Annotated in this window: 24 protein-coding genes; 5 read left to right on the top strand and 19 right to left on the bottom strand. The window is 63.9% G+C overall.

Features of this window, described 5'->3' with window-relative positions; translation table 11 throughout:
- Positions 1 to 21 precede the first annotated feature (21 nt).
- Together QM996_RS20985 and QM996_RS20980 are read left to right on the top strand one after the other, a co-directional pair.
- On the top strand, positions 22 to 1155 hold the full coding sequence (locus QM996_RS20985) for a sulfate/molybdate ABC transporter ATP-binding protein (protein ID WP_334197992.1): 1134 nt from the start codon (positions 22 to 24) through the stop codon (positions 1153 to 1155).
- Positions 1156 to 1280: 125 nt separating this feature from the next.
- Positions 1281 to 2645 (top strand): FAD-binding oxidoreductase, encoded by a 1365-nt coding sequence (locus QM996_RS20980; protein WP_334197991.1) that lies wholly within the window; start codon positions 1281 to 1283, stop codon positions 2643 to 2645.
- A gap of 46 nt (positions 2646 to 2691) precedes the next feature.
- Here the strand turns inward: QM996_RS20980 and QM996_RS20975 are convergent, their stop codons facing one another.
- From QM996_RS20975 to QM996_RS20900, 16 genes are all read right to left on the bottom strand, one after another.
- Positions 2692 to 3201, bottom strand: coding sequence for an RES family NAD+ phosphorylase (locus QM996_RS20975; RefSeq protein WP_334197990.1), 510 nt, complete (start codon positions 3199 to 3201; stop codon positions 2692 to 2694).
- Complete coding sequence (locus QM996_RS20970) at positions 3201 to 3572, bottom strand: antitoxin Xre/MbcA/ParS toxin-binding domain-containing protein (protein WP_334197989.1); 372 nt, start codon at positions 3570 to 3572, stop codon at positions 3201 to 3203. The genes QM996_RS20975 and QM996_RS20970 overlap by 1 nt, the downstream gene beginning before the upstream one ends.
- 72 nt (positions 3573 to 3644) lie before the next feature.
- The gene (locus QM996_RS20965) at positions 3645 to 4430 is read right to left on the bottom strand and encodes a crotonase/enoyl-CoA hydratase family protein (protein WP_334197988.1); all 786 of its coding nucleotides are present in this window, start codon (positions 4428 to 4430) and stop codon (positions 3645 to 3647) included.
- Positions 4427 to 5287, bottom strand: a complete 861-nt coding sequence (locus QM996_RS20960; protein ID WP_334197987.1) for a hydroxymethylglutaryl-CoA lyase — start codon at positions 5285 to 5287, stop codon at positions 4427 to 4429. Before QM996_RS20960 ends, QM996_RS20965 begins: the two co-directional genes overlap by 4 nt.
- On the bottom strand, positions 5284 to 7272 hold the full coding sequence (locus tag QM996_RS20955) for an acetyl/propionyl/methylcrotonyl-CoA carboxylase subunit alpha (RefSeq protein ID WP_334197986.1): 1989 nt from the start codon (positions 7270 to 7272) through the stop codon (positions 5284 to 5286). The genes QM996_RS20960 and QM996_RS20955 overlap by 4 nt, the downstream gene beginning before the upstream one ends.
- Positions 7273 to 7287: 15 nt before the next feature.
- Positions 7288 to 7671, bottom strand: a complete 384-nt coding sequence (locus tag QM996_RS20950) for a RidA family protein (RefSeq protein WP_334197985.1) — start codon at positions 7669 to 7671, stop codon at positions 7288 to 7290.
- Between the two features lie 10 nt (positions 7672 to 7681).
- On the bottom strand, positions 7682 to 9289 hold the full coding sequence (locus QM996_RS20945; protein ID WP_334197984.1) for a carboxyl transferase domain-containing protein: 1608 nt from the start codon (positions 9287 to 9289) through the stop codon (positions 7682 to 7684).
- A 45-nt stretch (positions 9290 to 9334) separates the two neighbouring features.
- Positions 9335 to 10498 (bottom strand): isovaleryl-CoA dehydrogenase, encoded by a 1164-nt coding sequence (locus QM996_RS20940; RefSeq protein ID WP_334197983.1) that lies wholly within the window; start codon positions 10496 to 10498, stop codon positions 9335 to 9337.
- Between the two features lie 410 nt (positions 10499 to 10908).
- A complete protein-coding gene (locus QM996_RS20935; RefSeq protein WP_334197982.1) occupies positions 10909 to 11481 on the bottom strand; it encodes a gluconokinase in 573 nt (190 codons plus the stop codon).
- A 103-nt stretch (positions 11482 to 11584) separates the two neighbouring features.
- Positions 11585 to 12280: a class II aldolase/adducin family protein gene (locus QM996_RS20930; RefSeq protein ID WP_334197981.1), complete on the bottom strand. Its 696-nt coding sequence runs from the start codon at positions 12278 to 12280 to the stop codon at positions 11585 to 11587.
- Complete coding sequence (locus QM996_RS20925) at positions 12277 to 13746, bottom strand: FGGY family carbohydrate kinase (RefSeq protein WP_334197980.1); 1470 nt, start codon at positions 13744 to 13746, stop codon at positions 12277 to 12279. The genes QM996_RS20930 and QM996_RS20925 overlap by 4 nt, the downstream gene beginning before the upstream one ends.
- A 130-nt stretch (positions 13747 to 13876) precedes the next feature.
- Positions 13877 to 14725 carry a sugar phosphate isomerase/epimerase family protein gene (locus QM996_RS20920; protein ID WP_334197979.1) on the bottom strand — a complete coding sequence of 283 codons (849 nt, stop codon included), beginning with the start codon at positions 14723 to 14725 and terminating at the stop codon, positions 13877 to 13879.
- A gap of 2 nt (positions 14726 to 14727) precedes the next feature.
- Complete coding sequence (locus QM996_RS20915; protein ID WP_334197978.1) at positions 14728 to 15726, bottom strand: ABC transporter permease; 999 nt, start codon at positions 15724 to 15726, stop codon at positions 14728 to 14730.
- Complete coding sequence (locus QM996_RS20910; RefSeq protein WP_334197977.1) at positions 15723 to 16724, bottom strand: ABC transporter permease; 1002 nt, start codon at positions 16722 to 16724, stop codon at positions 15723 to 15725. The genes QM996_RS20915 and QM996_RS20910 overlap by 4 nt, the downstream gene beginning before the upstream one ends.
- Positions 16717 to 18231: a sugar ABC transporter ATP-binding protein gene (locus QM996_RS20905; RefSeq protein ID WP_334197976.1), complete on the bottom strand. Its 1515-nt coding sequence runs from the start codon at positions 18229 to 18231 to the stop codon at positions 16717 to 16719. Before QM996_RS20905 ends, QM996_RS20910 begins: the two co-directional genes overlap by 8 nt.
- A gap of 148 nt (positions 18232 to 18379) precedes the next feature.
- The gene (locus QM996_RS20900; RefSeq protein WP_334197975.1) at positions 18380 to 19372 is read right to left on the bottom strand and encodes an autoinducer 2 ABC transporter substrate-binding protein; all 993 of its coding nucleotides are present in this window, start codon (positions 19370 to 19372) and stop codon (positions 18380 to 18382) included.
- A 246-nt stretch (positions 19373 to 19618) separates the two neighbouring features.
- Here QM996_RS20900 and QM996_RS20895 point away from each other — a divergent pair, with 246 nt between their 5' ends.
- The 3 genes from QM996_RS20895 to QM996_RS20885 all read left to right on the top strand — a co-directional run bounded on the left by QM996_RS20895 (position 19619) and on the right by QM996_RS20885 (position 21935).
- Positions 19619 to 20677, top strand: coding sequence for a LacI family DNA-binding transcriptional regulator (locus tag QM996_RS20895; RefSeq protein ID WP_334197974.1), 1059 nt, complete (start codon positions 19619 to 19621; stop codon positions 20675 to 20677).
- Positions 20678 to 20764: 87 nt separating this feature from the next.
- Positions 20765 to 21217 carry an Lrp/AsnC family transcriptional regulator gene (locus tag QM996_RS20890; RefSeq protein WP_334197973.1) on the top strand — a complete coding sequence of 151 codons (453 nt, stop codon included), beginning with the start codon at positions 20765 to 20767 and terminating at the stop codon, positions 21215 to 21217.
- A gap of 94 nt (positions 21218 to 21311) precedes the next feature.
- Positions 21312 to 21935 (top strand): LysE family translocator, encoded by a 624-nt coding sequence (locus QM996_RS20885; RefSeq protein ID WP_334197972.1) that lies wholly within the window; start codon positions 21312 to 21314, stop codon positions 21933 to 21935.
- A 37-nt stretch (positions 21936 to 21972) separates the two neighbouring features.
- Here QM996_RS20885 and QM996_RS20880 read toward each other — a convergent pair whose 3' ends face one another.
- The 3 genes from QM996_RS20880 to QM996_RS20870 form a co-directional block, all read right to left on the bottom strand.
- Positions 21973 to 22971, bottom strand: a complete 999-nt coding sequence (locus QM996_RS20880; protein WP_334197971.1) for a DUF535 family protein — start codon at positions 22969 to 22971, stop codon at positions 21973 to 21975.
- A gap of 187 nt (positions 22972 to 23158) precedes the next feature.
- The gene (locus tag QM996_RS20875; RefSeq protein ID WP_334197970.1) at positions 23159 to 24331 is read right to left on the bottom strand and encodes an ATP-binding protein; all 1173 of its coding nucleotides are present in this window, start codon (positions 24329 to 24331) and stop codon (positions 23159 to 23161) included.
- On the bottom strand, positions 24328 to 25023 hold the full coding sequence (locus tag QM996_RS20870; protein ID WP_173518803.1) for a response regulator: 696 nt from the start codon (positions 25021 to 25023) through the stop codon (positions 24328 to 24330). The genes QM996_RS20875 and QM996_RS20870 overlap by 4 nt, the downstream gene beginning before the upstream one ends.
- Positions 25024 to 25286: the final 263 nt, after the last annotated feature.

Raw genomic sequence — 25286 nt, 5'->3', positions numbered from 1 at the left:
CCGCATTCGAAAGGTATCGCCATGGACGTGCGCGTTCACAACATCCGCAAGGAATTCGGCCGCTTCCCGGCGCTCGACGACGTCTCGCTCGACATCCGCTCCGGGGAGCTGATCGCGCTCTTAGGCCCCTCCGGCTCCGGCAAGACGACGCTGTTGCGCCTCGTCGCCGGGCTCGAAAGCCCGACCGGCGGCACGATCTTCTTCGGCGACGAGGATGCCTCGCAAAAGACGGTGCAGCAGCGCAACATCGGCTTCGTCTTCCAGCACTATGCCCTGTTCCGCCACATGACGGTGCTCGACAACGTCGCCTTCGGCCTCAAGGTGCGGCCCGCCAACCGGAGGCCGCCGGCGGCCGAGATCCGCCAGCGGGCGCTCGACCTCCTTGACCTGGTGCAGCTCTCCGGCCTCGACAAGCGCTATCCGGCGCAGCTCTCCGGCGGCCAGCGCCAGCGCGTCGCGCTCGCCCGCGCCATGGCGGTCGAACCGAACGTGCTGTTGCTCGACGAGCCGTTCGGCGCGCTCGACGCCCAGGTCCGCAAGGAACTGCGCAAGTGGCTGAGGGAGATCCATGACCGCACCGGCCACACGACGATCTTCGTCACCCACGACCAGGAGGAGGCGCTGGAACTGGCCGACCGGGTGGTGGTGATGCGCAAGGGGGCGATCGAGCAGGTCGGCACCCCGGACGAGATCTACGACCATCCGGTCTCGCCCTTCGTCTATGGCTTCATCGGCCAGTCGAACTGCCTCGCGGTGACGCTATCGAACGGCGAGATCTGGTTCGAGGACCGGCCGATCGGCTTGCGCGCCCCGGCCGAGCCGGACGGCCCGGCCAACCTGCATTTCCGCCCGCACGACATCGAGCTGATCGACGGCTGCGGCGGCTGTCTTGCCGGCCTCGTCACCGCCAGCCGCCGCGTCGCCGGCACCCGCCATCTCGAACTCGAGCTCGGCCGCAATCACCCGCATGTCGAGATCGAACTCTCCCCCGAACGCGCCGCCGCCGGCGACCACAGCCGCGTCGCCTTCCGTCCGACAAAGTGGAAACTCTTCAGGGACGGCAGGCAAGAGACGGAAGAGGCAACGGCGGAACAGCGGGAAAACGAGGAAGACGGCGAGACGGAAGGCTTCGAGCTCGCCCGCACGGGCACCTGAATTCATCGCCCCTTCACAGGCTGGCGAAGAACGTTTGAGCTTCGCCGGCCGATTTCGGTTTGCTTCGATATGCGCTAAGCAGGGACGCCCGCTGCCGACAATGGCCGCGGAAACGGGAGAAGCGCATGACGATCGTCGACGCCCTGAAACAAGCCCTCGGCGACATCGTCCTGACGGGAACCGAGATCGGCGAACGCCATCGCAGTGACGCCAGCCTGACCGGCCGCGAACTGCCGAAGGCCGTTATCAGGCCAACGCGCAGCGAGGAAATCGCCGAAGCCCTCCGTCTCTGCAACGCGCGCGGCCAGACGGTCGTTGTTCAAGGCGGCCTTACCGGACTTGCCGGTGGGGCGAATGCCGGCAGTAATGCCGTGGTGATTTCGCTCGAACGTTTTACCGGCATCGAGGAAATCGATCCTGAGGCAGGGACCATGACGGTGCTGGCCGGCACGCCGCTCGAGGTTGCCCAGCGCGCTGCCGAAGACGCAGGCCTCCTGCTGCCGATCGATCTGGGTGCGCGCGGCTCCTGCCAGATCGGCGGCAACCTTGCCACCAATGCAGGCGGCATCCGGGTGCTTCGCTACGGCGTGACGCGCGACAACGTGCTCGGCCTCGAGGTCGTGCTCGCCGACGGCACGATCGTCTCGTCGCTCAACAAGATGATCAAGAACAACACCGGCTACGACCTGCGTCAGTATTTCATCGGCTCCGAGGGAACGCTCGGCGTCATCACCCGCGCCGTTCTCCGGCTGCGGCCACTGCCGGCCGGCCGACTGACGGCGCTTTGTGCCCTCGACAGCTACGACGCGGTCGTTGCCTTCCTTGCGCGCTGCCAGCGCCGTCTGCCCGGGCTCTCGGCCTTTGAGGCCATGTGGCAGAGCTACTTCCGCTTCAATGCCGAAGCCGAAAAGCAAAAGCTGTTCCCGGAAATTCCGCCCTTCGCCGTCATCGTCGAGCAGGATCTGCTTGGTGACGACAGCGAGCGCGATATATTCGAGGCCTTTCTCGGCGAGATGCTCGTAGCCGGCATCATCAGCGATGCGCTGATTGCCCAGTCGGAGAAGGAGAACCGCTCCTTCTGGAGCATTCGTGAGGGCCACGCGATGGACCAGTTGTTGCCCGCGCTGATCAATCTCGACGTCAGCCTGCCGATCGGCGATATCGGTCGCTTCGCCGAGGAATGCGGTCAGGCCTTGTCTGCGCGTTTCCCCGCCGCCCACGTCTCCTTCTTCGGCCACGTGGCCGACAGCAACCTGCACATCGCCTTCTCGGAACCGGACAGCGACGCCGAGACGCCGCATGTCGTCGACGGCATCGTCTACGAGATCGTGCGGCGCTATCGCGGCTCGATCTCGGCTGAACACGGTATCGGTACGCTGAAGCGGGATTTCCTCGACCATTCGCGCAGCCCCGCCGAACTCGAGCTGATGCGGCGGATCAAGCAGGCGCTCGATCCGAAGGGAATCCTCAATCCGGGCAAGGTGCTCTAACGCGGCCCCGGTTTTCCGTCCGGAGCTGCGCTTCGGAGCATGGGCTTCAGATCCAGGACGCCGGCGTTTGCGGCAGGCGCCCCTCGGGATCGATGACCTGCAACTCAGCCCCCTCCCCTTTGTTCCAGCGCCAGAGTGCGACGCAGGTGCCGCCAGGCGACATGAAGGACGGATAGATCAGACCATCGAAGCCTCGAGCGCTGAGGTCCGCCTGCAAGCGATGTGTCTCCGGCACGAGACCGCGATCGAGCGCATCGCGCCATTCGCAGCGGTGGATGTCGTCGGTGAGACCGACCATGGCCAGCCCATCCGCCGTCGTCAGATCGGCGAGCCTCGCGTCGCGCAATTCAAGCTGGGCGATCAGCGCCGGGTGCTGGACGAAACCCTGATTATACTCGGCCCAGGCGGTCGAGAGTTCGCGCGCGGCATAGATCGTCTGCATTCCAATCGGGTTCCAGCGTCCGCCGAAGCGTGCCGCGCCTTCGCCGGAGAGCGGCGCATGCGCCCAGCGCGGCACATAGGCGCGCCACAGGCGCACCGGCTCACTTTCCGCCATCAGGCGTAGAGACCGGAACGTACGGCTTCGAGATAGGCGAGCACCTTGTCGGCCTTGCCCTCGCCGACGAGGTCATAGGCAGTCTTGCCGGCCCAGCCGGGGATCGGCTGGTGCTTGAACCAGATCACGGCGCGACTGTCGTCACCCGCCATCTCGCCGGCCATGGCGAGGATGCGCACGACGTTGCTCAATGCCGCATCAACCTTGCGGGCGCTGGATTTCGCCGTCAGCGTGTTGCGCGCGACGCCGATCAGCTTCGCGAGCTCGGCAAGCGTCACGCCAAGGCGATCAGCGACCAACCGGGCGGAGAGGAAGGACGAGTGGCTCTCGCCGTAATGGGCGGCGGAGACATTGAAACCAATAGCAGCCATGGCACGATCCGCGCTTGTTTTGATCACCATGCAATCAAAATAAGCTCAAAAAACGCCCGATTCAAGGAAGGCCTATTGCCGCCAGGAGGGCTCACGCTTGTCAAAAAAGGCGCCGACACCTTCGCGAGCCTCGTCGGACTCCCAGCAATCGGCGAGCTGCTCGATCGTCGCGGCAATGGTTTGCTCGGTGATCGGGGAACCGAGCGAACGCGCCAGCCGCTTGGCCCGACCGGTGGCTTCAGGGGCCGTTACCAGATAGGGCCCGATCTCCGCTTCGACCGCCGCGTCCAGTGCGTCGGCCGCGGCAACGGCCGTAGCCAGTCCCAAGGCGCGCGCCTCCTGCGCACCGAACAGGCGGGCGGACATGAACAGCGGTCGCGCCTTGCCCTCACCGATCCGGGCGACGACATAGGGGCTGATGGTGGCGGGGATCAGGCCAAGGCGCGTCTCGGTCAAACCAAATTTGGCGTCGGCCGCGGCAACGGCGGCATCGCAGATGCTCATGAGGCCGACACCGCCGCCGAAGGCGTTACCGTGCAGGCGACCGATCACCGGCTTGGCGATCTCATTCAGCGCCTTGAACATCATCGCAAGCCGCGTCGCCTCCGTGATGCGGGTCGCCCGATCCGCATCGAACTGCTCGCGCATCCAGCCGAGATCGCCGCCGGCGCAGAAGCTGCGGCCTTCCGCTTCCAGTATGACGACCCGAACAGAGCGGTCGTCCGAAAGCGCGTGGGCGGCATCGGTCAGTTCGCCGATCATCCTCGCCGATAGCGCGTTGTGCTTTTGCGGTTGCGCCAGCGTCAGCCGCGCGACGCCGCGCGTGTCGGTCGCGATCCGGATCGTTTCGAAGGTCATGATCTTGTCCTCAGGGTCCGCGCGAAGGCGGCCGCCAGTTCAAGCTTCGCCGCATCGAGACCGGTCGAAAATCCCTTGCCGGTGACGAAGGCGTTGACGGCGAGCGTGTCGACATTGCCGGCCGCTCCCGGCGCATAGGGACATCCACCGAGACCGCCGGCCGAGGCATCGAAAACCCGCAGGCCGCGGTCGAGCGCCACGGCGATATTATCCAGTGCGCGGCCGGACGTATCATGGAAATGCCCGGCAAGCCTCTCGGACGGAATGCGCTCCAGCACTTTAGCCAGCATCGCGTCCACCGCCTCCGGTGTGCCGCGGCCGATCGTGTCGCCAAGACTGATCTCGTAGCAGCCGAGATCATCGAGCAGATCGGCGACGTACGCACCATTGGTCGGTGCAATCGCGCCCTCATAGGGGCATTCGACGACGCAACTGACATAGCCGCGCAGCAGGAGTCCGCGCTCACGGCAGGCGTCGGCAATCGGGCGAAACCGCTCGATGCTTTCGGCGATCGAGCAATTGATGTTCTTCTGCGAGAAGGTTTCGGATGCGGAGGCGAAAATCGCCACCTCGTCGGCGCCGGCCTCGAGTGCCGCTTCGAGCCCACGCATGTTGGGCGTCAGCACGGCGTAGCGCGTACCGGATCGCCGGCTTATGCCGCCCATGACCTCGGCGGCGTCCGCCATCTGCGGCACCCATTTCGGACTGACGAAGCTCGTCACCTCGATCCGCTCATAGCCGCAGTCAGACAGCATATCGACAAGGCGAATTTTGTCAGCCGTATCGACGAGTCGGCCTTCATTCTGCAGCCCGTCACGCGGCGCCATCTCGACGATCGTCACGTGCGATCCACTCATGCCGCGTTCTCCTGTTGGAGCATGACCAACACGGCGCCGGCGCTCACCTGCTCGCCTTCGCCAACGAGAACACTCTCGACCACGCCGGCGCGCGAGGCGGACAGCGTGAGTTCCATCTTCATTGCCTCCATGACGGCGAGCGCCTGTCCCTTTTCGACCGAATCACCCGGACGGACCCGGATGAGCTTGACGATGCCGGGCATCGGCGCCGAGACCTCGTCATCGGCCACCTCGCTGGAATGACCGGCACCGAGGGCATCGGGCAGGCGCAGCACGTAGGTTTCACCGTTCAGGAACAGAGTGATCTGCTCGCCTTCGCGCAGGAAGCGGAACTCATGCTGCGCACCGGAGATTTCGGCGCGGGCACCATCCGTGAAGCGGTCGAGGATCACCACGGGCAGAGCCGCTGTTCCGGTGTGGACCGCAAACTGGTCGCGGCCGCGCGCGGCGAGCGTCACAATCGCCCGTCCGCTGCTGTGCTCGATTGTGACGTTCCTGCTGGCGTCACCCCAGATCTGCCAATGGCCGAGCGAAGACCACAGATCGGCAGAATCATCCGGCAGCAGGGCCCCGGTCGAGATGATGGCCGCCAGCGCCAGCGCCGCATCGCTCGGCGCCGTCGTTGAAGTAAGTTGTCCGATCGAACGGTCGATCAGGCCGGTATCGGGATGCCCGGAGCGAAAATCCGGTTCCGCAGCAAGACGCGCCAGAAAATCGAGATTGGTAACCGTGCCGCCGATGCGGCAAGCCCTCAGTGCGTATTCAAGCTTTGCGAGAGCGGCCGAGCGGTTCGGACCATGGACGATCAGTTTCGCGATCAACGGGTCGTAGAACGGCGTGATCCTGTCACCTTGGCGAACACCGGCATCGACACGCACTCCATCCTCGGGAAAGCTCAGCGTCGTCAGCCGCCCGGTCGCCGGCAGGAACCCGCGGGATGGGTCTTCCGCGTAGATGCGGGCTTCGAACGCCCAACCGTCGATGCCAATCTCACTTTGCCGTTTCGGCAGCGCTTCGCCGGCTGCGGCGCGCAATTGCCACTCGACGAGATCGATGCCGGTAATCGCTTCGGTCACCGGATGCTCGACCTGCAGCCGGGTGTTCATTTCCATGAAGTAAAACTGATCCGGCCACAGCCCATCCGTCACGTCGGCGATGAATTCGACGGTGCCCGCACCGACATAGCCGATGGCCTGGGCTGCCCGAACTGCGGCATCGCCCATAGCGCGCCGCACTTCCGCGGTCATGCCGGGGGCCGGCGCTTCCTCGATCACCTTCTGGTGGCGGCGCTGCAGCGAGCAGTCGCGCTCGAAGAGATGCAGAATATTGCCGTGCCGATCGCCGAAGACCTGAACCTCGATATGCCGGGGCTTCGTCAGGTATCTTTCGATCAGCACCGAACCATCGCCGAAGGCGGCTTCCGCCTCGCGCCGCGCCGCCTCGAGTGCGGCCGAAAACTCAGCGGCACTGTCGACGCGCCGCATGCCTTTGCCACCGCCGCCGGCACGGGCCTTGATCAGCACCGGATAGCCGACATTCGCCGCTTCCTCCGCGAGGAAGTCGGCATCCTGCCGCTCGCCGTGGTAACCGGGGACGACCGGCACGCCGGACTGCTCCATCAGCGCCTTGGCCGCATCCTTCAGACCCATGGCGCGGATCGCGCGCGCCGACGGGCCGACGAACGCGATACCCGCCGCCTCGACGGCATCGGCGAAATCGGCATTCTCCGAGAGAAAACCGTAACCTGGGTGGATTGCATCCGCACCGACAGCGCGTGCGGCGGCGATGATGCGCTCGGTCGAAAGATAGCTTTCGAGTGCTGGCGGCGGACCGATGCGGATCGCTTCGTCGGCAAGCGCCACGTGCAGCGCTCCGACATCGGCATCGGAATAGACGGCGACCGTGCGAATACCGAGACGCTTGGCGGTGCGCATCACCCGGCAGGCAATCTCGCCGCGATTGGCAATCAGGAGTTTGGAAAACATCGGCATCCCCAGCCCCTATCGCGCCGCGATCACGTCGACTTCGAGCAGCCAGCCGGAATCGAAGATCCCGGCGATCACCACCGTCATCGCCGGGGCGAGCGCGCCGAGATATTCGTTGCGGATCTCGCGGTTCTCCAGAGTGTGGTGGCGGTCGGCGAGATAGGTCGTCACCTTGACGATATCCGTCTTGCTCATAGCCGCCGCCTTCAACTGCGCGTCGATATTGAGCCAGACCTGGCGTGCCTGCGCCTCGAAACCATCCGGCAGCACGTCGTCGGAGTTCAAGGGCACCTGGCCGCTGACGAACAGCAGGCGCTGGAAATCCTCGAGGCGAACAGCCTGCGAATAGCCTCCGCGCGGTTGCGGCGCGTTCTTGGCATTGATGTTCTCGCGTTTCATCGCGGTCTCCCTACATCCTGAAGAGGCCGAAGCGCGTGTCTTCGATCGGTGCGTTGAGCGCTGCCGAAAGCGACAGGCCGAGCACATCGCGCGTCTTGCGCGGATCGACGATACCGTCGTCCCAAAGTCTTGCCGAGGCATAGAGCGGATGGCTCTGGCGCTCGAAGAGATCGAGGATCGGCTGGCGGAAGCGCGCTTCCTCCTCTTCGCTCCAGGGCGTGCCGGCCCGTTTCAGCGCTTCGCTGCGCACGGTCGTCAACACACCGGCCGCCTGCTCGCCGCCCATCACCGAGATGCGGCTGTTCGGCCAGGTCCACAGGAAGCGTGGCGAGAAGGCGCGGCCGCACATGCCGTAATTGCCCGCGCCGAAGGAGCCGCCGACGAGCATGGTCACTTTCGGCACGCGCGCGGTCGCCACCGCCGTCACCAGCTTGGCGCCATGCTTGGCGATGCCTTCGGTTTCGTATTTTCGCCCAACCATGAAGCCGGTAATGTTCTGCAGGAACACGAGCGGGATCTTGCGCTGGGCGCAGAGTTCGACGAAATGCGCCCCCTTCAGCGCCGATTCCGAGAATAGCACGCCGTTGTTGGCGATGATGCCGACCGGGATGCCATGCACATGGGCGAAGCCGCAGACGAGCGTGGTGCCGTAGCGCGCCTTGAACTCGTCGAAACGGGAGCCGTCGACCACACGGGCGATGACCTCGCGGATGTCGTAGGGCGTGCGCAGATCGGAAGGCACGATGCCCGCGATCTCCTGCGGATCGTAGAGCGGCGGCTCGGGTGTCGCGAATTCGACCGACAGTGGCTTGTAGCGGTTGAGCGCCGCGACGGCCCGGCGCGCCAACGCCAGCGCGTGGGCGTCGTCGCGTGCGAGATGATCTGCCACGCCGGAAAGGCGCGTATGCACGTCGGCGCCGCCGAGATCCTCCGCCGAGACGACCTCGCCGGTCGCCGCCCTGACAAGCGGCGGGCCGGCGAGAAAGATCGTGCCCTGGCCCTCGACGATGATCGTCTCGTCGGACATCGCCGGAACATAGGCGCCGCCGGCGGTGCACGATCCCATCACCACGGCGATCTGCGGAATGCCGGCAGCCGACATGTTGGCCTGATTGTAGAAGATCCGGCCGAAGTGATCCCTATCCGGGAATACCTCGTCCTGGTTCGGCAGGTTGGCCCCGCCGGAATCGACGAGATAGATGCAAGGCAGATGGTTTTCGGCGGCGATCTCCTGCGCCCTGAGGTGCTTCTTTACCGTCAGCGGATAGTAGGTGCCGCCTTTGACCGTCGGATCGTTGCAAACGATCATGCATTCGCGGCCCGACACCCGGCCGATGCCCGTTATCAGTCCGGCCGCTGGCGCATCACCATTGTACATGCCATGCGCCGCCGTCATGCCGACCTCGAGGAAAGGTGTTGCCGGATCGATGAGGTGGGCCACCCGGTCGCGCGGCAGAAGCTTGCCGCGGCTGACATGGCGCTCGCGCGCGGCATCGCCCCCGCCAGCGGCAGCGAGCTTCACGGCCTCTTCGACCGTCGCGATCGCCTCAGCCATGGCTAATTGGTTGGCCCTGAACGTTTCGGAGGACGGCGAGATGTGAGATTTCAGAACGGTCATGAGGTCCTCATTGGATCGAGTTCGGCCGCTTTCGTCTCACCCTGCCTAGCTCGTCTCGGTGAACAGCTCCCGGCCGATCAGCATGCGGCGGATTTCGCTGGTGCCGGCACCGATCTCGTAGAGCTTGGCGTCGCGCAGCAGACGACCCGCCGGGTAGTCGTTGGTATAGCCGTTGCCGCCGAGCGCCTGGATCGCCTCGAGCGCAAGCGCCGTCGCCTTTTCAGCCGCATAAAGAATGCAGCCGGCCGCATCCTTGCGCGTCGTCTCGCCGCGATCGCAGGCCGCCGCCACCGCATAGACATAGGCGCGCGCCGCATTCGCCGTCACATACATGTCCGCGAGCTTGCCCTGCATCAGCTGGAATTCGCCGATCGGCTGACCGAACTGCTTGCGCTCATGCAGATAGGGGACGACGACATCAAGGCAAGCGGCCATGATGCCGAGGGGCCCTGCCGAAAGTACCACGCGCTCGTAATCGAGCCCGGACATCAGCACGCGGACGCCGCCGCCGACGGTGCCGAGCACGTTTTCCGCCGGCACTTCGCAGTCCTTAAAGATCAGTTCGCAGGTGTTGGAGCCGCGCATGCCGAGTTTGTCGAGCTTCTGGCCGGTCGAAAATCCGGCATAGCCCTTCTCGACGAGGAAAGCGCTGATACCGCGTGGGCCGGCTGTCGGATCGGTCTTCGCGTAGACGACGAGCACGTCGGCGTCCGGACCGTTGGTAATCCACATCTTGTTGCCGTTGAGCACATAGCGCTCACCACGCTTGTCGGCCTTCAGCGTCATCGAGACGACGTCCGATCCGGCGCCGGGCTCCGACATCGCCAATGCCCCGACATGCTCGCCAGAAATCAGCTTCGGCAGATAGCGCGCCTTCTGGTCGTCATTGCCGTTGCGATTGATCTGATTGACGCAGAGATTGGAGTGGGCGCCGTAGCTGAGGCCGATCGAGGCCGATGCGCGGCTGATTTCCTCCATCGCCACACAATGGGCGAGATAGCCCATGCCGGCACCGCCGTATTCCTCGCCAGCGGTGATACCGAGCAGGCCGAGTTCGCCCATCTCGCGCCAGAGCTGCATTGGAAATGCATTGCTGCGATCGGTCTCGTCGGCCAATGGCGCGATCCGGTCCGTCGCGAAGCGCCGCACGCTCTCGCGCAATGCGTCGATGTCCTCGCCAAGCGCGAAGCTCAATCCGCCCTCAAACATGTCTATCCTCCCACCGTGCCGAGCCGCGCGGTCTCCTCCCACGGCGGCCGGACGATAACGCTCCATCCTCTACGCGGATCGCGGCGAAAGCAATGATATCAACGCCGCGACATGGCCGGACGATAGCACCGCGTTCCGCTAATTTCCTTCCAAAGAGCGGCGAAGCCAAGCACGATATGAAAATGCGAAGGCACCCGATGATTGCATCCTGTGCGTGAAGCGGTCGCTGGAGGGGGCAACGACGCGAGAAGCCTGCAGCTTGTGGCGTCACCGCCGCGCCAAGCCGATCGTTTTCGGAAAACCGGGCGGGTTCCTTTGAGATCTACAGCACCGCGCGTCTTATCAGACGCGCAAAGGTCGCTGTAGCACTTTGAGTTGCTGCATGTCTTCGTCCTTAAATCGAGGTCGATTTAAGGAGACATGCAGTGGCGGCCGGCGGCAACACCCAGCCCCACAAGCTGCGCGAGCACCTCGTGGATCACGGCTTGCGGCGGCGGAGAGATGTCCACGGTGATGGTCAACGGCTCGCCGTCAGGGTCTTCCAGCGTCGCGAGCTGCGTGTCGAGTAACGAGGCAGGCATGAAATGCCCCGTCCGGCGCTGCATTCGCCCGGTAAGAACGTCGCGATCGCCGTGGAGATAGACAAAGGCAATAGGCTTGCCGGCACTCTCACGCAGCAGATCGCGATAGCTGCGCTTCAGCGCCGAACAGGAGACGACGAGCGGAGCATCACCCGATGCGAGCTGTCGGCCGATCTCCTTCAGCCACGGCCAGCGGTCCGCATCGGTGAGCGGGATGCCCGCCGACATCTTGCGGATGTTCTCCTCAGGGTGAAGTGCATCACCCTCGACGAAGCGGTAGCCACAGGCGGTGGCGATGGCCTCGCCGACCGAGGTCTTGCCGGTACCCGACACGCCCATCACCACGATGGAGCCGGGAAATGTCAGGTGAACACCAACCTCGGACGCGTGATCGTTCGACATGGCCGCGCCTTGCTCCTTGCATCTGCCGCACTGATGCTTCCTGATACCTTTGCGACAACAGACGAACAAGGCCGTGGGGAGCACTTGCGTGCCCGACGCCCCTCTAAATCGCAGCGCGGGGACGGGCGACGTCGTTGACGCCCTCGCCATCCGGCGCCTGGCCGTAGCTCATGCGACGCATCTGGGCGATGACTCGCTCCATCTCATCGTCGGGAAGCACCGGCGGTTCGCCGAGCGTCAGCGCCTGGACATACATGCGCGACAGGGTTTCGATCTCGATCGCCAGCCAAAGCGCGGACTCGAGCGTCTTGCCGAGCGAGATCTGGCCGTGCTGGCCGAGCAGGCACGCCGTCCGGTCCTTGAGCGCCACCAGCGCATTGTCCGAGAGTGCCTGGGTGCCGAAGGTCGCATATTCGGCGCAACGGATCGTCGTGCCGCCGGCAATGCCGGTCATGTAGTGGAAGCTCGGAATGGTCTTGTGGTGGCAGGCAAGCGTCGTCGCATAGACGGAATGGCAATGCAGCACGACGTTGATGTCGGTGCGCTCCCTCAGGATATCGCGGTGGAAGCGCCATTCGGACGACGGACGAAGACCAACATAGGTGCCGTCGAAATCCATCTCGACCAGATCTTCGGGCTGCATCGTCTCATAGGGCAGCGACGACGGCGTGATCAGAAAGCCGTCTTCGGTGCGCACCGAAAGATTGCCGGCGGTGCCCTGGTTGATGCCGCTCGAGTTCATCCTGCGGCAGATGTCCACCATCTCGCGGCGGACCGAGAGTATGTCGGTCTTGGTCATCGATATGTCCTTTCGAAGTCGCGACTGAAACCATTGTTGTGCCCGGCGCGCGCTCGGGCGCGCCATTGCGACGCATAGACGGCGACCGCAGGTGAAAGATGCGAAACGTCGCCCGGATCGGCGAGCGACAGCGGCGCGGGACCTTGGCGTTGGCCCTGACTTGCAAGCAGCGCAGCACCGGAGGCCACGCCGTAGGCATCCAGATTGAAACGGACCCGCCGGTTCGGTATGAGCGCCGCGACGAAGCGGGCATAGAGCGGATCGCGCAGAAAGTTTCCGTCGAGCACGACCAGCGGCCCCGGCCCGAGCGCCTCGATGCATTCCGCCGTCAGCAGGGCACAGTAGATGAGAGCCAGCGCCTTGCGCTCGATCGGGGTCTCCGGTGGCGGCCCGCTGATGCGACCGCGTCCGGCGCTTCCCGGAAAGAGGCCATCGTCGTCGCCGAAGGAGGGCAGCGCCATGGTGCGTTTGGCGATCAGGCCCAGCACGACATCGTCCGGGACCTGGGCTGCCGGCGGTGCGATGCCCGCCACATGCGAAAACTCGCGCCCGCCCATGGTGAGCACACCACCGAGCGGGTTGCCGAAGACGTCGCTGTTCAGCGTCATGCCGCGATGCTCGTCGAGCCGGCCGAGCGGCGTGCGGCCGGAAAAGCCGACGATCCAGGTTCCCGTGGAGACGACGATGAAATCGCCGAGGCCGGCGGCATGGTAACGATAGTGGTTGAGGCTGCTGTCGTGGCCACCGGTCAGCACGCGCAGCCCCTTCGGCAGGCCATAACGGTTGGCAAGCTCCGGACGTACCGGGCCGAGGACCTGCCAGGCATCGGCGAAATCCGGCATCAGCCGTTGCCAGCCGCGCGCAGCGACAATGGGCGCGAACCGGCGTTCGGCGACATTCCAGAGGTGCGATTGTGCGCCGAGGAAGCTCGCTTCCGATGCCGCAACGCCCGACAGCCGCCACGCCCAGTATTGTGGCAGGCCGAGATACCAGCACGCACCGGCGACCGCATCCGGTGCGTGCTCCTGCATCCAATAGAGCTGGCGGGCCTGATGGGTGGCGCTGTGCATCATCGCGCTGCCGCGATCGAAGAAGGAACCGGCGAGCGGCGCGTAGCCTTGCCGGATCTCCTCCGGCAAAGACTGCTCGTAGTCGATCATCGGCAGGGCGACGCCGGCCGCCGCGTCTGGATCGTCGCCGACGAGGACGCCGCCGGATCCGTGACCGGCGGCGACGAAGGTTTGTAGCGGATGATGATTGCCGAGCGCCGCGAGGTTGGAGAGAATCCACTCGCCGAGACTTGCCAGGTCGTGATGTCGCCAGGGCGGCCCCGGCAGCACCGAATTGGCGACGCTCAGCGTTTCCAGAACGACACCGTTTGCCGAGACCGCATTCAGCTTCACATTGGTCTTGCCGACATCTAGCACGGCCACCGTACCGGCCTCGTCGTCCGCTGCGACTGACATCTCTCGCAACCTCCCGTCCTGATCCAACGCGCGCAGGAGCGTTCTAGAGCGGCTCCAGAGAAAGCCGCTCTATCTGTTTGTTTTTACGCAATTCCGGACGTAAGCCGCTGCGCGCTTTGCTGGAAATGCTCTAGATCAACCCGTATTGCCTCGCCTTGTTGCGCAGGAACGGCAGGCCGTTACCCATGACCTCCTCCTCGTCCTTGGCAACGGGTCGCCAGACGGCGAGGCCATAGGCGACTTCCGGCGGCATGTTGATGAAGCTCTCCATCGCAAGGCCGCCCTTGAAGCCGATCGCCGCCAGCGTCGCGAAGATCTCGTCCCAGGCGCAATTGCCGTAGCCGGGCGTGCCGCGGTCGCTCTCGGACAGGTGGATGTATTTGATGAAATCGCGCGCATCGAGAATGCCGGTGCCGATGCCCTTCTCCTCGATGTTCATATGGTAGGTGTCGAGGTGGACGAAGACATTGTCGGCACCGACGCGCTTGATCATGTCGACCGCCTGCCAACCAGTGTTGATCAGGTGGTTCTCGTAGCGGTTGACCGCCTCGACGCCGAGCTCGATGCCGCGCGTCTTGGCGTGCTTGGCCGCCGCCTGCAGCACGCGCGCGATGTTGTCGTATTCGGCCTCGGTCGGCGGCACGCCGGTGCGTTCGCCGATGCCGCCGTAGATGACGCCGGAGAGCGCCTCGCCGCCGAGATCGGCCGTCTTGTCGATCGCCACCTTCAGGTGCTCGATCGCGGCATCGGGGCGGACAGATGCCCAGGCGTGCTCGGGCAGGCCAAGCGAACAGACGGCACGCAGCTTGTGCTTCTCGAGCAGCGTCTTGGTATGGGCAGTGTCGACCGCCGGCGGGTTGAGCATCGGGATCTCGATGAAATCCACCCCGTACTTCACCGCCGCGGCGACCGCGCGCTCAGCGCCGGGACGATCCCAGTTCATGGTCCACATGCTCGTATGGACGCCAAAACCCTGCATGGTCACGTTTCCTTTCTGACAAATGAAATCTTGAACTTGGTCGCGACGAAGCGCAGCACCATGACGCCGGCAAGCAGCAGCCCCCAGACGGCCGTTGCCAGATGCTGGTTGGCGCCCACGAGGTTGAGACCGGAGGAGAGAAGCTGCAGCACCCCCAGCGCGACGAAGACGGGAATGACCCGGCCGAAACCACCGAACGGATTGACGCCGCCGAGGAAGCAGGCGAGCACCGTGATCAATAGGTAGCTTTCGCCGTGCCCGATGCGAACGGAGTTGAAGCGCGCCAGCATGATGATGCCGGCGATCGCGCACATGACGCCCGAAAGCGCATAGACGAACACGATCGCCTTGCGCGTGTTGATGCCTGAATAGCGCGTCGCCTCGAGGTTGGAGCCGATCATGTAGGTGTTGAAGCCGAGCTTGGTGCGGGTGAGCAGCACGTGCCAGGCCAGCACACAGACGACGAAGACGACGAGCGGAACCGGCACCCCAAGGAGCGATCCGTGGCCAAGCGGGCCGATGAAGGCCGGGAAGCCTGAGACATCGCCGCCGCGGGTCAGAAACTCGCCGAGGCCGCGCAGGAAGATCATCATCGACAGCGAGACAAGGATCGGATGGGCGCGGGTAAAGGCGATCACCAGTCCCATGATCACGCCGCTTGCTGCACCGACGAGGATCGCCAGAACCGAGCCGAGCATGAATGCGGCAGGACCGGCATCGACGCCGCCATCTGCCTGTAGCACCCAGGCGAGCGTCAGCCCGGCGATGTTGGCGGTAAAGGTGATCGCGAGGTTGAGACCACCGGTCAGGATCGGCAAAAGCATCGCCAGCGTCAGGAGGCCGAGTTCCGGAAGCTGGAAGGCGACCGAGCCGAAGGTGGCGGCACTCAGGAATTGCGGCGAGGCGATGCCGAAGACCAGCACCACGGCGAGGAAGGCCAGGCCCGGTCCGGCCATTTCTGGCCCGAGCAAGGTCTTCACGCGTTCGACAATCGCGTTCATCGTCCGGCCCCTTTCTGGCTGACGAAGGGCAAGAGCCTTTCGATGCGGGTATTGGAGAGCGTGATCGCCACGAGGATGATGGCGCCGATGATCATCTTGAAGGCGAAGGGCGACACACCCATCAGGTTGAGGCCATTCTGGGTGATCGAGATCAGGAGCACGCCGAGCACGCAGCCGAGCACCGAGCCCTTGCCGCCGCCAAGCCGCGCGCCGCCGAGGACGACCGCAGCCAGCACGTCGAGCTCGCGGCCATAGAGCGCGTTCGGCACCACTTCCTGCGCATAATGCGCCTGGATGAGCCCGCCGATCCCCGCCATCAGTCCGAGCCAACCGAAGGCGATGAACTGCATGGCGCCGATGTTGATGCCGAAGCGGCGGGCGCCTTCCGGATTGTCGCCGAAAGCATAGAGCTGGCGACCGGTGGTCGTGCGGGTGATAAGCACCCAGGTGGCGATGACACAGAGCACCATCACCAAAACCGGCAGCGTGATCTCGATCCAGGTTCCGTCGGCCATCTCGTGTTCGAACAGGATGACGCGGTCCGTCAGCCAGTCCGGCAGGTCGTAGATCGAGACGCCCTTGGTAAAGAACATCAAGAGGCCGAAATAGATATTGAAGGTCGAGATCGTCGCGACGATCGATATGACGCGGAAACGGTGGATCAGGAAGGCGTTGATCGCACCGAGCAGGATGCCGAGCGAACCGGCGATCAGCAGGCCCGAGACCCAGCCTCCGCCACCGATCCAGCCGAGTGCGATCGCCGTGCCGTATTGGACGACCGACGCAGCGACCGCGAAGGAAATGTCGATGCCGCCGGCAATCAAAACCACCAGCAGGCCGACGGCGAAGATGATGTTGACCGAACTGACATTGAGCAGGTCGAAGGCATTGCCGAGCGAGAAGAAGTTGGCGGTCGAGACCGACAGCACTGCACTGATCGCGACGATGACGGCGAGCAGCGACACTTCCGTCGCGTGGGTACGCACGAAGCTACGCATAGACAGCTCCTTCGATATCGGCGAGCGAGGACGTGCGCGGATCATAGCTGCCGACAATGCGGCCCTGCGCCATGTGCAGCACGCGATCGGCATTGAAATAGACTTCCGGCACCTCGTCGGAAATCAGGATGATCGCCAGCCCGCTTTCGGCGAGCCGCGCGACGATGTCGAAGATGCCGGCACGCGCGCCAACATCGACCCCGACGGTCGGAGCGTCCAGAATGAGAAGCTTCGGATCGGTCGCCAGCCACTTGGCAATCGCCACACGCTGCTGGTTGCCCCCCGAAAGCGTCGAAATCGCATCCTGCTGCAGGCCGATCTTGACGCCGAGATCGCCGATCCAACGAGCGACAAGGCTGCGCTTGCGCTCTTCCGAGAGCAGACCGCCGGAGAGGACCTTGTCGAGTGAGCTGATGACGAGATTGTCGGCGATCGATTGGGGCTGGATGAGGCCGAGCGAAAGCCGATCCTCGGAGAGGTAGGCGACGCCGCCCCTGATCGCATCGCGATTGGAGGAGAAATGGACAGGTTTGCCCTCCAGCGAGATCGTACCGGATGCGGGCTTCAGCATACCGAAGAGTGTCAGCGCCAGTTCCGTACGCCCTGCGCCAAGCAGGCCGGTGATCCCGAGCGTTTCGCCACGGCGCACCGTCAAGGAAACATCTTCAAACTGCCCAGGGCGCGACAGTCCCTTCACATCAAGTACGACCGGCTGCCCGTCACGCGACTTCGCGCGCACCTGTTGATCGAAGGTCTTGCCGGTCATCAGTTCGGTAATGCGCGATTGCGTCATGCCGGCCGCGGGGTAGACACCCACCAGCGCGCCATCGCGCAACACCGTGATGCGGCTCGAAATCTCCAGCACCTCGGCAAGCCGATGGCTGACGAAAACGACGGCGACACCGGAGGCGGAAAGGCTGCGAACGATATCGAGCAGGTGATTGGTTTCCGATTGGGTCAGCGATGCGGTCGGCTCGTCCATGAAGACGAGCTTCGCTTCGCCGACCAAAGCCCGGGCGATCGCGACGATCTGGCGCTGGGCAATTGCATATTCCTTCAGCGGCAGGTCGACGTCGAGCGTCACGCCGAGGCGGGCGAGCGCATCCTTGGCGATCTGGCGCATGCGGCTGTAGTCGACGAGCTTCGGCCAGCGGCCGAGCACGGTCTGGAAGGCGATGTTCTCGGCGACGCTCATCTCGGGGAAAAGCGCCAGGTCCTGCCAGATCACCTGGATGCCGCGATCCTGCGCGGTCACCGGAGACATGTGGGAATAGCTCTCGCCGTCATATTCGATCGACGCGCCGTCGGCTGGACGATAGACGCCTGTGATGATCTTGATCAGCGTACTCTTGCCGCAGCCATTCTCACCGGCAAGGCAATGGACCTCCCCCGGGCGGACGTCAAAGCTTACGTTCTTGAGCGCTCGGACGCCGCCGAAGGTCATGTTGATGTCGCGCAGGGCCAGAAGCGGCTTCTCGCCTCCTCCCGCGGTCGCAAGCTGGTGCATGTGTCTGTGCCCGTAAATCACGTTAAATTAGAGCGGGATGCGGGCGGAAAGCCGAAAACAGCTTTCCTCATCCCGCTCCAGTACCGTTCGGGGGACTTGCCAGGCCGGCCGGAGCCGGCCCAGCAGCCGGGAGAACCCTTGAGGTCTGTCAGAGGCCCATGGCCGCGAGATCGGCGACCGTGTCCTTGTTGATCGGCACGAGCTGGTCGACGATGATGTTGCGGTTCTCGAAGTCGGGCTTGACCTTGCCGAGACCTTCGATCTCGTCGCCGTCCTTGACCTCCTCGCCCTTCATCAGCTTGTCGGCAAGGGTGACGAAGACTTCGCCAGCCTGTTTCGGATTCCACATGAAGCCACCGGATATCGCGTCGGATTTCACCAGCTTCTGGCCCTGACCGGGGGAAAAGGGACCAAGCACGAAGATCTGGCCGACCTTGCGGCGTTCTTCGACGGCGCGGCCGGCACCGATCGGGCCCTGGCTGCCAAAGGCGAGGAAACCCTTCAGGTTCGGATGGGCGGAGATCAGGTCGAGTGCGGTCGACCGGCTCTTGTCGACGTCTTCAGCGACGCCATAGCGATCGCCGACCAGTGTCATTTCCGGGTAGTTCTTCTTGATATAGGCGATCGCTGCATCGGCCCAGGCATTGTGCAGCGGTACGGTCAGCGAGCCGACGAAGACGGCATATTCGCCCTTGCCGCCCATCTTCTCGGCGAGCAGCTTGCCATGCGCCTCACCGAAACCGGTCGACGACGCGAGTTCGAAATCCCAGTCGGCGCCCTTCTGGCTCGGCGATTCATGGGTGATGACGATGATGCCTTTTTCCTTGGCCTTGGTCAGAACCGGCTCGAGCACCTTGGCGTCGTTCGGGACCACGCCAATGACCTTGACCCCTTGGGCGATGAGATCTTCGATGGCGCGCACCTGGAGTGCCGGGTCGGCGCTGGTCGGACCGACCATGAAGGCGTCGACGCCGAGCTTCTGCCCGCGCTCCTTGATGCCGGCTTCCATCGCGTTGAACCACGGAATACCGCCGATCTTGACGACGACGCCGACCTTGCCGGCATCCTGAGCAAAGACGGCTGCAGAGCTGGCAAGCGCCAGCGATGTCGCCAGGGCGGCGACGAGAATTTTCCTGATCATATCTCTCCTCCACTCGTTCCCGAAGAGGGAACGCGCCCGGTCGCTATCCAAGCGCCGGCCTCCAGTTTCAAATCACCACTGGCGAAGTGCGCCCTCGCCTCCCGGATCACCGCCTCCTCAGACGGCACCACCAAAATTGCACAATCGATATTTCTTGTTTGCACAATCGATGGTGCAAGAACTATTGTGCAGACTTAATCTTTCGTCAAGGGGAAATCGGCACTAAAACGATCAGGGGAGAAAGCGATGGCCAACAGCAGCAAGAAGAAAGCGACGATCTACGACCTGTCGGTGTTGTCAGGCAGCTCGCCCTCAACCGTAAGTGCTGTCTTGAACGGGACCTGGCAGAAACGCCGGATCAAGGAAAGCACGGCCGAATTCATCCGGAGCCTCGCTGAAACGCACCAGTATACGGCCAACCGCCAGGCGCGCGGCTTGCGCAGTTCGCGCTCCGGCCTGATCGGCCTGCTGCTGCCGATCCATGACAACCGCTATTTCTCGTCGATGGCGCAGACTTTCGAGGCGCATGTGCGAAGCAAGGGACAATGCCCGATCGTCGTCAGCGCCAGCCGCGATCCGAAAGAGGAGCGCAAGACCGCGGAGACGCTGATCTCCTATTCGATCGACGAGCTTTTCATCTGCGGCGCCACCGATCCCGACGGCGTGCATGAGGTTTGCGAGGCGGCTGGTCTCAAGCACATCAACATCGACCTGCCCGGCACCAAGGTGCCCTCGGTCATCAGCGACAACTACGAAGGCGGGCGGATGCTGACGGAGGCGATCATCCGCCACTTCCAGGCAACGGGCCCCCTGGAACCGCATGAACTGTACCTCTTCGGCGGACGCAACGACCATGCCAGCCGCGAACGTATCCGCGGATTCCGCGCCGTCAAAAGCGAACTTCTCGGCGCCGATCCGGACGAGTGCATCCAGCCGACCGGCTATGCGCCGAACAATGCGAGGTTGGCCTTCGAGGCTTTCTACGAGAAGCACGGCAAGCTGCCGCGCGGCCTCTTCGTCAACTCATCGATCAACTTCGAGGGCCTGTTGCGCTTCATGGCCGGACACCCGCACGAGAACTTCGCCGATCTCGTCGTCGGCTGCTACGACTACGATCCCTTCGCATCCTTCCTGCCCTTTCCGGTCATCATGATCCGGCAGGATGTCGAGGGCATGATCACCAAGGCCTTCGACGTCATCGAGGAGGCCCGCCCCCAGCCGCGCATCCACCTCATCCAGCCCGAGCTGGTGCAGCCACGAACGGCACTGACCGGCCCGCTCGACGCCTTAAAGGACATCGAGTAAGCCACCCGACCAACGTTTCCTTGGTCTGACCCATCTCTACAAAAAAATATTCTGTACAATTCGTAAATTTCCGCGTATTCATTGGCCATGGATACGGTTGACAGAAAAATCATCGAAATTCTCGCTGAAGACGCGAGGCGGTCGCTGACTGACATCGGCGCCGCGGTGGAGCTTTCCCCCTCCGCCGTCAACGAACGCATCCGCCGGCTCGTCGCCACTGGCGTGATCCGAAACTTTACGCTTGAGGTCGATCACCGCGCGCTTGGCCTCGACGTCCTTGCCTTCGTCTGGGTCGGCCTGGCGCCGGATGCAGATGAGGCGGCGTTCCGTAGCTTCATGGCCGACCATCCGGCCGTGGCCGAGTGCCACCACGTCACCGGCGCATGGTCCTATTGCGTGAAGGTCCGGATGCCATCACTTGGCGACCTTGAACCGTTCCTTGCCGAATTGAAGCAACGACGGTTCCTGGCGCGAAGCGAAACGGTGATCGCGCTGTCGACCGTCCGGGAAAGCCTGACGACGACCGCACCGCGCGCCTGACCGGACGCGCAAAGACTGCTGCGACATTTTTTGAATGCTGCGCATGGTCATCCATCGGGGGTGTCGAGCCATGCCGCGGCCGGAGACCTACGCCATGTCTACGTTGTTGTTTGGAAAAAGCCTCTTGCTCGGTCTCGCGATCGCAGCCCCGCTCGGCCCGATGGGGGCGCTCTGCATCAACCGCACGCTGGAACGTGGCTTCTGGGCCGGCGTCGCCGGTGGACTGGGAACGGCCGCTGCCGATGCCACCTACGCAGCCCTTGCGGCGCTCGGTTTTGCCGCTTTCGCAGCCGTTCTCTCGATCGTGGCCATGCCGCTTGGCCTGGCCGGCGGGCTGTTCATGATCTGGCTCGGCTGGAGCGGGTTGCGGCCGAAACCGGTGACAGCCGCAGCCGATGTCGGCGGACACGATCTCATCCGCACGACGGCTTCAACGTTTCTCCTGACGATGACCAGCCCGGCGACCATCCTCTCCTTTGCTGCGATCTTCGCCGGCCTCGGCCTCGCCGAAGCGGGCGATGCGCTCAACGCGGCGATCGTCGTCGTAGGCGTCTTCCTCGGCTCGCTCGGCTGGTGGTTTTTCCTGAGCGGCGGTGTGGCGATCGCCCGGACACGGCTGCCCGACAGCTTCGTCATCTGGGTATCGCGCCTCTCGGGCCTCGTCCTGATCGCCTTCGGCATCGTCGCCATCGCGGCTGTCGCCAAGGGACTGTTTTAGAAAAGCAGAGGGGAGGAAGCGGGCCGATGCGCCCGGTTCAGTAGAACCAGGCGCCGATGTCGCGAAACGCCCGCTTGCTCTGCTCGCGCCGGTTGCCCTCGGGAGCAGCCTTGGCGTCCACAACGGGAAGACGGAAACCGAAGGGCTCATCCGGTGCCCCGCCGCGATCACACCAATAGGCGTCGAGATCCGCCATCATCATCTTCCGCCGCTTGAGGCGACGGCGATTGATCACGTGTCTTTCGTTCGAAACCGCATGGATGCAGGCCGCATGGCCTTCCGCCACCAGCCCCTGGAGGACGAGCAGCGCCGCATCTTTGGGACGCAAACCACCAAGATCACGCGTTGCCGTGATCAACGCCCGTTTCGCATCTTCGCCCTTCGGCCCCTGCATGCCGCCGATCGCAAGGCTGTAGGTGTCGTCGCCAAAGCGTACGAAGACGAAGCCGACCGTACACAGCGAGTATTCGTCACTCTGTCGGCGAAGCCTGATTGCGAAGGCACCCTCGTGACGGGCACCGCAATGGTCGGCCAATTGTAGCTGAATACGATAGTTCTCAGCGCGACCGGAGACCGTTCCCATCTCCAGAGCGCCTCCCCGCCAGAGCGCCATCAGCGAGCGGCGTGACAGGACCTCGCTCGCGACGTCGAAATGATTGAGCAGCAAGTCGAGCCGTCCAGATGACGACGCACCGTGCAGGAAGAATGTCGGGATCGATTTGCGCACGAGATCGTCGTGCGGCAGCCCCAGACGATAGCGTTCGCCGAACTCGCCGAGAAAGGCGATCCAGCGCGCGGTGAGGAAGGGATGGCGCACAAACCGCATCGAAAAGACGACGGCGCGTTTCAGGCTGACCCTGAGGCCGAGCTTCAGGACATGGCCCAGGATCGACGTCTCGGCTCGCGACCGCACCTTGACATTCGGCGCGGGGACCGAGCGTCCTGAAGACGATAACGGCGCGCCGCCATGCGTCGTGGTGTCTTGAGCGGGCAACCGCAGATCCGCGCTGTATTCCTGCCTGATTTCCAGGGACATGGTGCAATCCTTGAGAGCAAACGCTGCTGCCGGGTTATTCGGCCAGCCTGGGTTTGCCCTCGGACTGTCAAGGAATTGCGGAGAAGCGGTCGACAAATGAGCGCGGGACCCCTGCCAAGCCAGAGGCCCTGAGGAGCCGGCCCCTCAGCGCTCGGCGTCAGAAAAGCGGCACTGCCGTCGCCGGGACTTAGGCCGGGTTGGCGCGGGACAGGACGATCGTGATCACGGCGCCGCCGCCGGTGCGGGACGCGAATTCCAGCCGCCCACCATGCGCCTTGGCGATCGCCTGCACGACGGACAGACCGAGGCCGGTGCCTCCCGTTGCCCGCGACCGTGAGGCATCGCCGCGCCAGAAAAGATCGATCGAATGGGTCGAGACGTCGTCCGGCAGTCCCGGGCCGCGATCCAGCAACCGGATGAAGGCCTCGTCAGTCCCGCGTCGGCCCGTTTCACACCGTAGTACCCCGCCACTGGCTGCATAACGCGTGGCGTTCTCGATCAACGCCAAAAGCGCCTGGCGCAGGCGCTGCGAATCTCCGGAGACCCGCACGGGTTCCAGCGCCGTCTCGACCGACATGCCGGCCGCGCCAAGCAAGGTGCAGGACGCGCCGAGAACCTGGGTTGCCTCGGCTGCGAGATCGACCGGTTGCCACTGTGTCACCAGTTTCTGTCCGGCGGCGAGCGAGAGCGTCCGCAAGTCCTCGACCAGGGCGGAAAGCCCCTCCACCTGGAGCAACAGTTGCTGGACCCTCTCCTGTTCGAGAGGAAACACGCCATCGGCCATGCCCTGGAGGTTGCCTTGAAGGATCGTCAGCGGCGTGCGCAACTCGTGGGCCACCGCCATCGTGTTGAAACGCAGCCGGTTCTCCATGTTTTCGAGCTCGGCCGCCAGTTCGTCGAAGGTCTTCACGAGCGTTGCCACCTCCTTGGCACCCTTGCGGATCGATCCGACGCGCACGGCGAAATCACCCGCCCTGAGGTTCTGCGTTGCCTGGGCGAGCACCTCGAGCGGCCTGCTGATTTTTCGCGCCAGCCAGTAGCCGACGAGACCGCAAAAGGTTACGGCGGCGGCCCCGAAGCCGAGGATGATCTTGTCCACCTCCCAGTTCGCCCAGTCCTCGAGTTCCGGCATGGTCGAAAGCAGTTTCTGCAGCGATTCCTGGCTCGGCAGCTTGCCGGAATTGAAATCGGTATAGGCCTGGGCTGCCTCCGGCGGCATCCGCTCAAGCATCTTCGCTTCCAGCCGCGGCTCCATGTAGTCGACGCCGGCATAGATGATGAACACACTGATGATCAGCAGAACGATCGTCACGAGGGCCGTGAGAATGCCGAGCGGCAGGCGCGAGAGGCTGATCTTCATCTCGGCTCCACGAAACGATAGCCGACGCCGCGCACGGCACTGAAGAAACCACAGGCGCCGAGATCGTCCAGCTTGCGCCTGAGATTGGCGATGTGGGTATCGACCGTGCGGGCCAGCGCATCGCTGTCCGGCAGGCAGGCATCGAGGATATCGGCGCGGTCAAAGGCATGGGTCGGGCGGCGGATCATGTGGGCGAGGATGCGGAATTCGCTGAGCGTCAGCGGCACCGAGTGACGGCGGCCGCTCTTCTCGACGAAGGCGACGTGGGCATCGAGATCGACTTCCACATTCTCGAAGCGAAGCACCGTCGCACCCGCGCCGTTTCGCGTGCGCCGCAGCACCGCGTTGACGCGTGCCACCACCTCCTGCGGATTGAACGGCTTGACCACGTAATCGTCGGCCCCGAGCCTCAGACCGGTCAACCGGTCGAGATCCTCGGCCAGAGCCGTAACCATGATGACGGGCGTGTTGCCCTCGCGTCGCAGACGAGCAAGGACTTCAAAGCCATCAAGCTTCGGCATGCGGACGTCGAGCAGAACCAAATCGGGCGACAAAACCGCATGATGCGTCAGCGCCGTTTCGCCATCGGCGGCCCGCACCGTCCTGAAGCCATCGCGCACCAGATAGGCGTCAAGTATCTGCGCGATCTCCGGCTCGTCCTCCGCCAAAAGGATGAGACCCTTGTCGACCATAAACCAACTCCTGGCCCGATGTTGCGATCAGCAGCTTATGGGACGAATGGAATCGACTTGCAATTCGTCGGGGCAGCACGACCGCCCCGTCGTTGGCTTTCCGGATAGAGCCCCGGACAAATCTCCGCCGTTTCTTGACAATCGGCACCGAGGCGTCAGCGAAATTGATAGATGGCGCCGCCCAGAACCAACCAAAAGGTGTAGCCAACGATCGCGCTGCTCTACGCGTTAAGCACACCTTGATCCTCCACCTAGCCTTGACA

The organism is Sinorhizobium chiapasense, from assembly GCF_045277575.1.
GTDB classification, from domain to species: Bacteria; Pseudomonadota; Alphaproteobacteria; order Rhizobiales; family Rhizobiaceae; genus Ensifer; species Ensifer chiapasense_A.
This window is presented reverse-complemented; position numbering and strand designations above follow the sequence as displayed.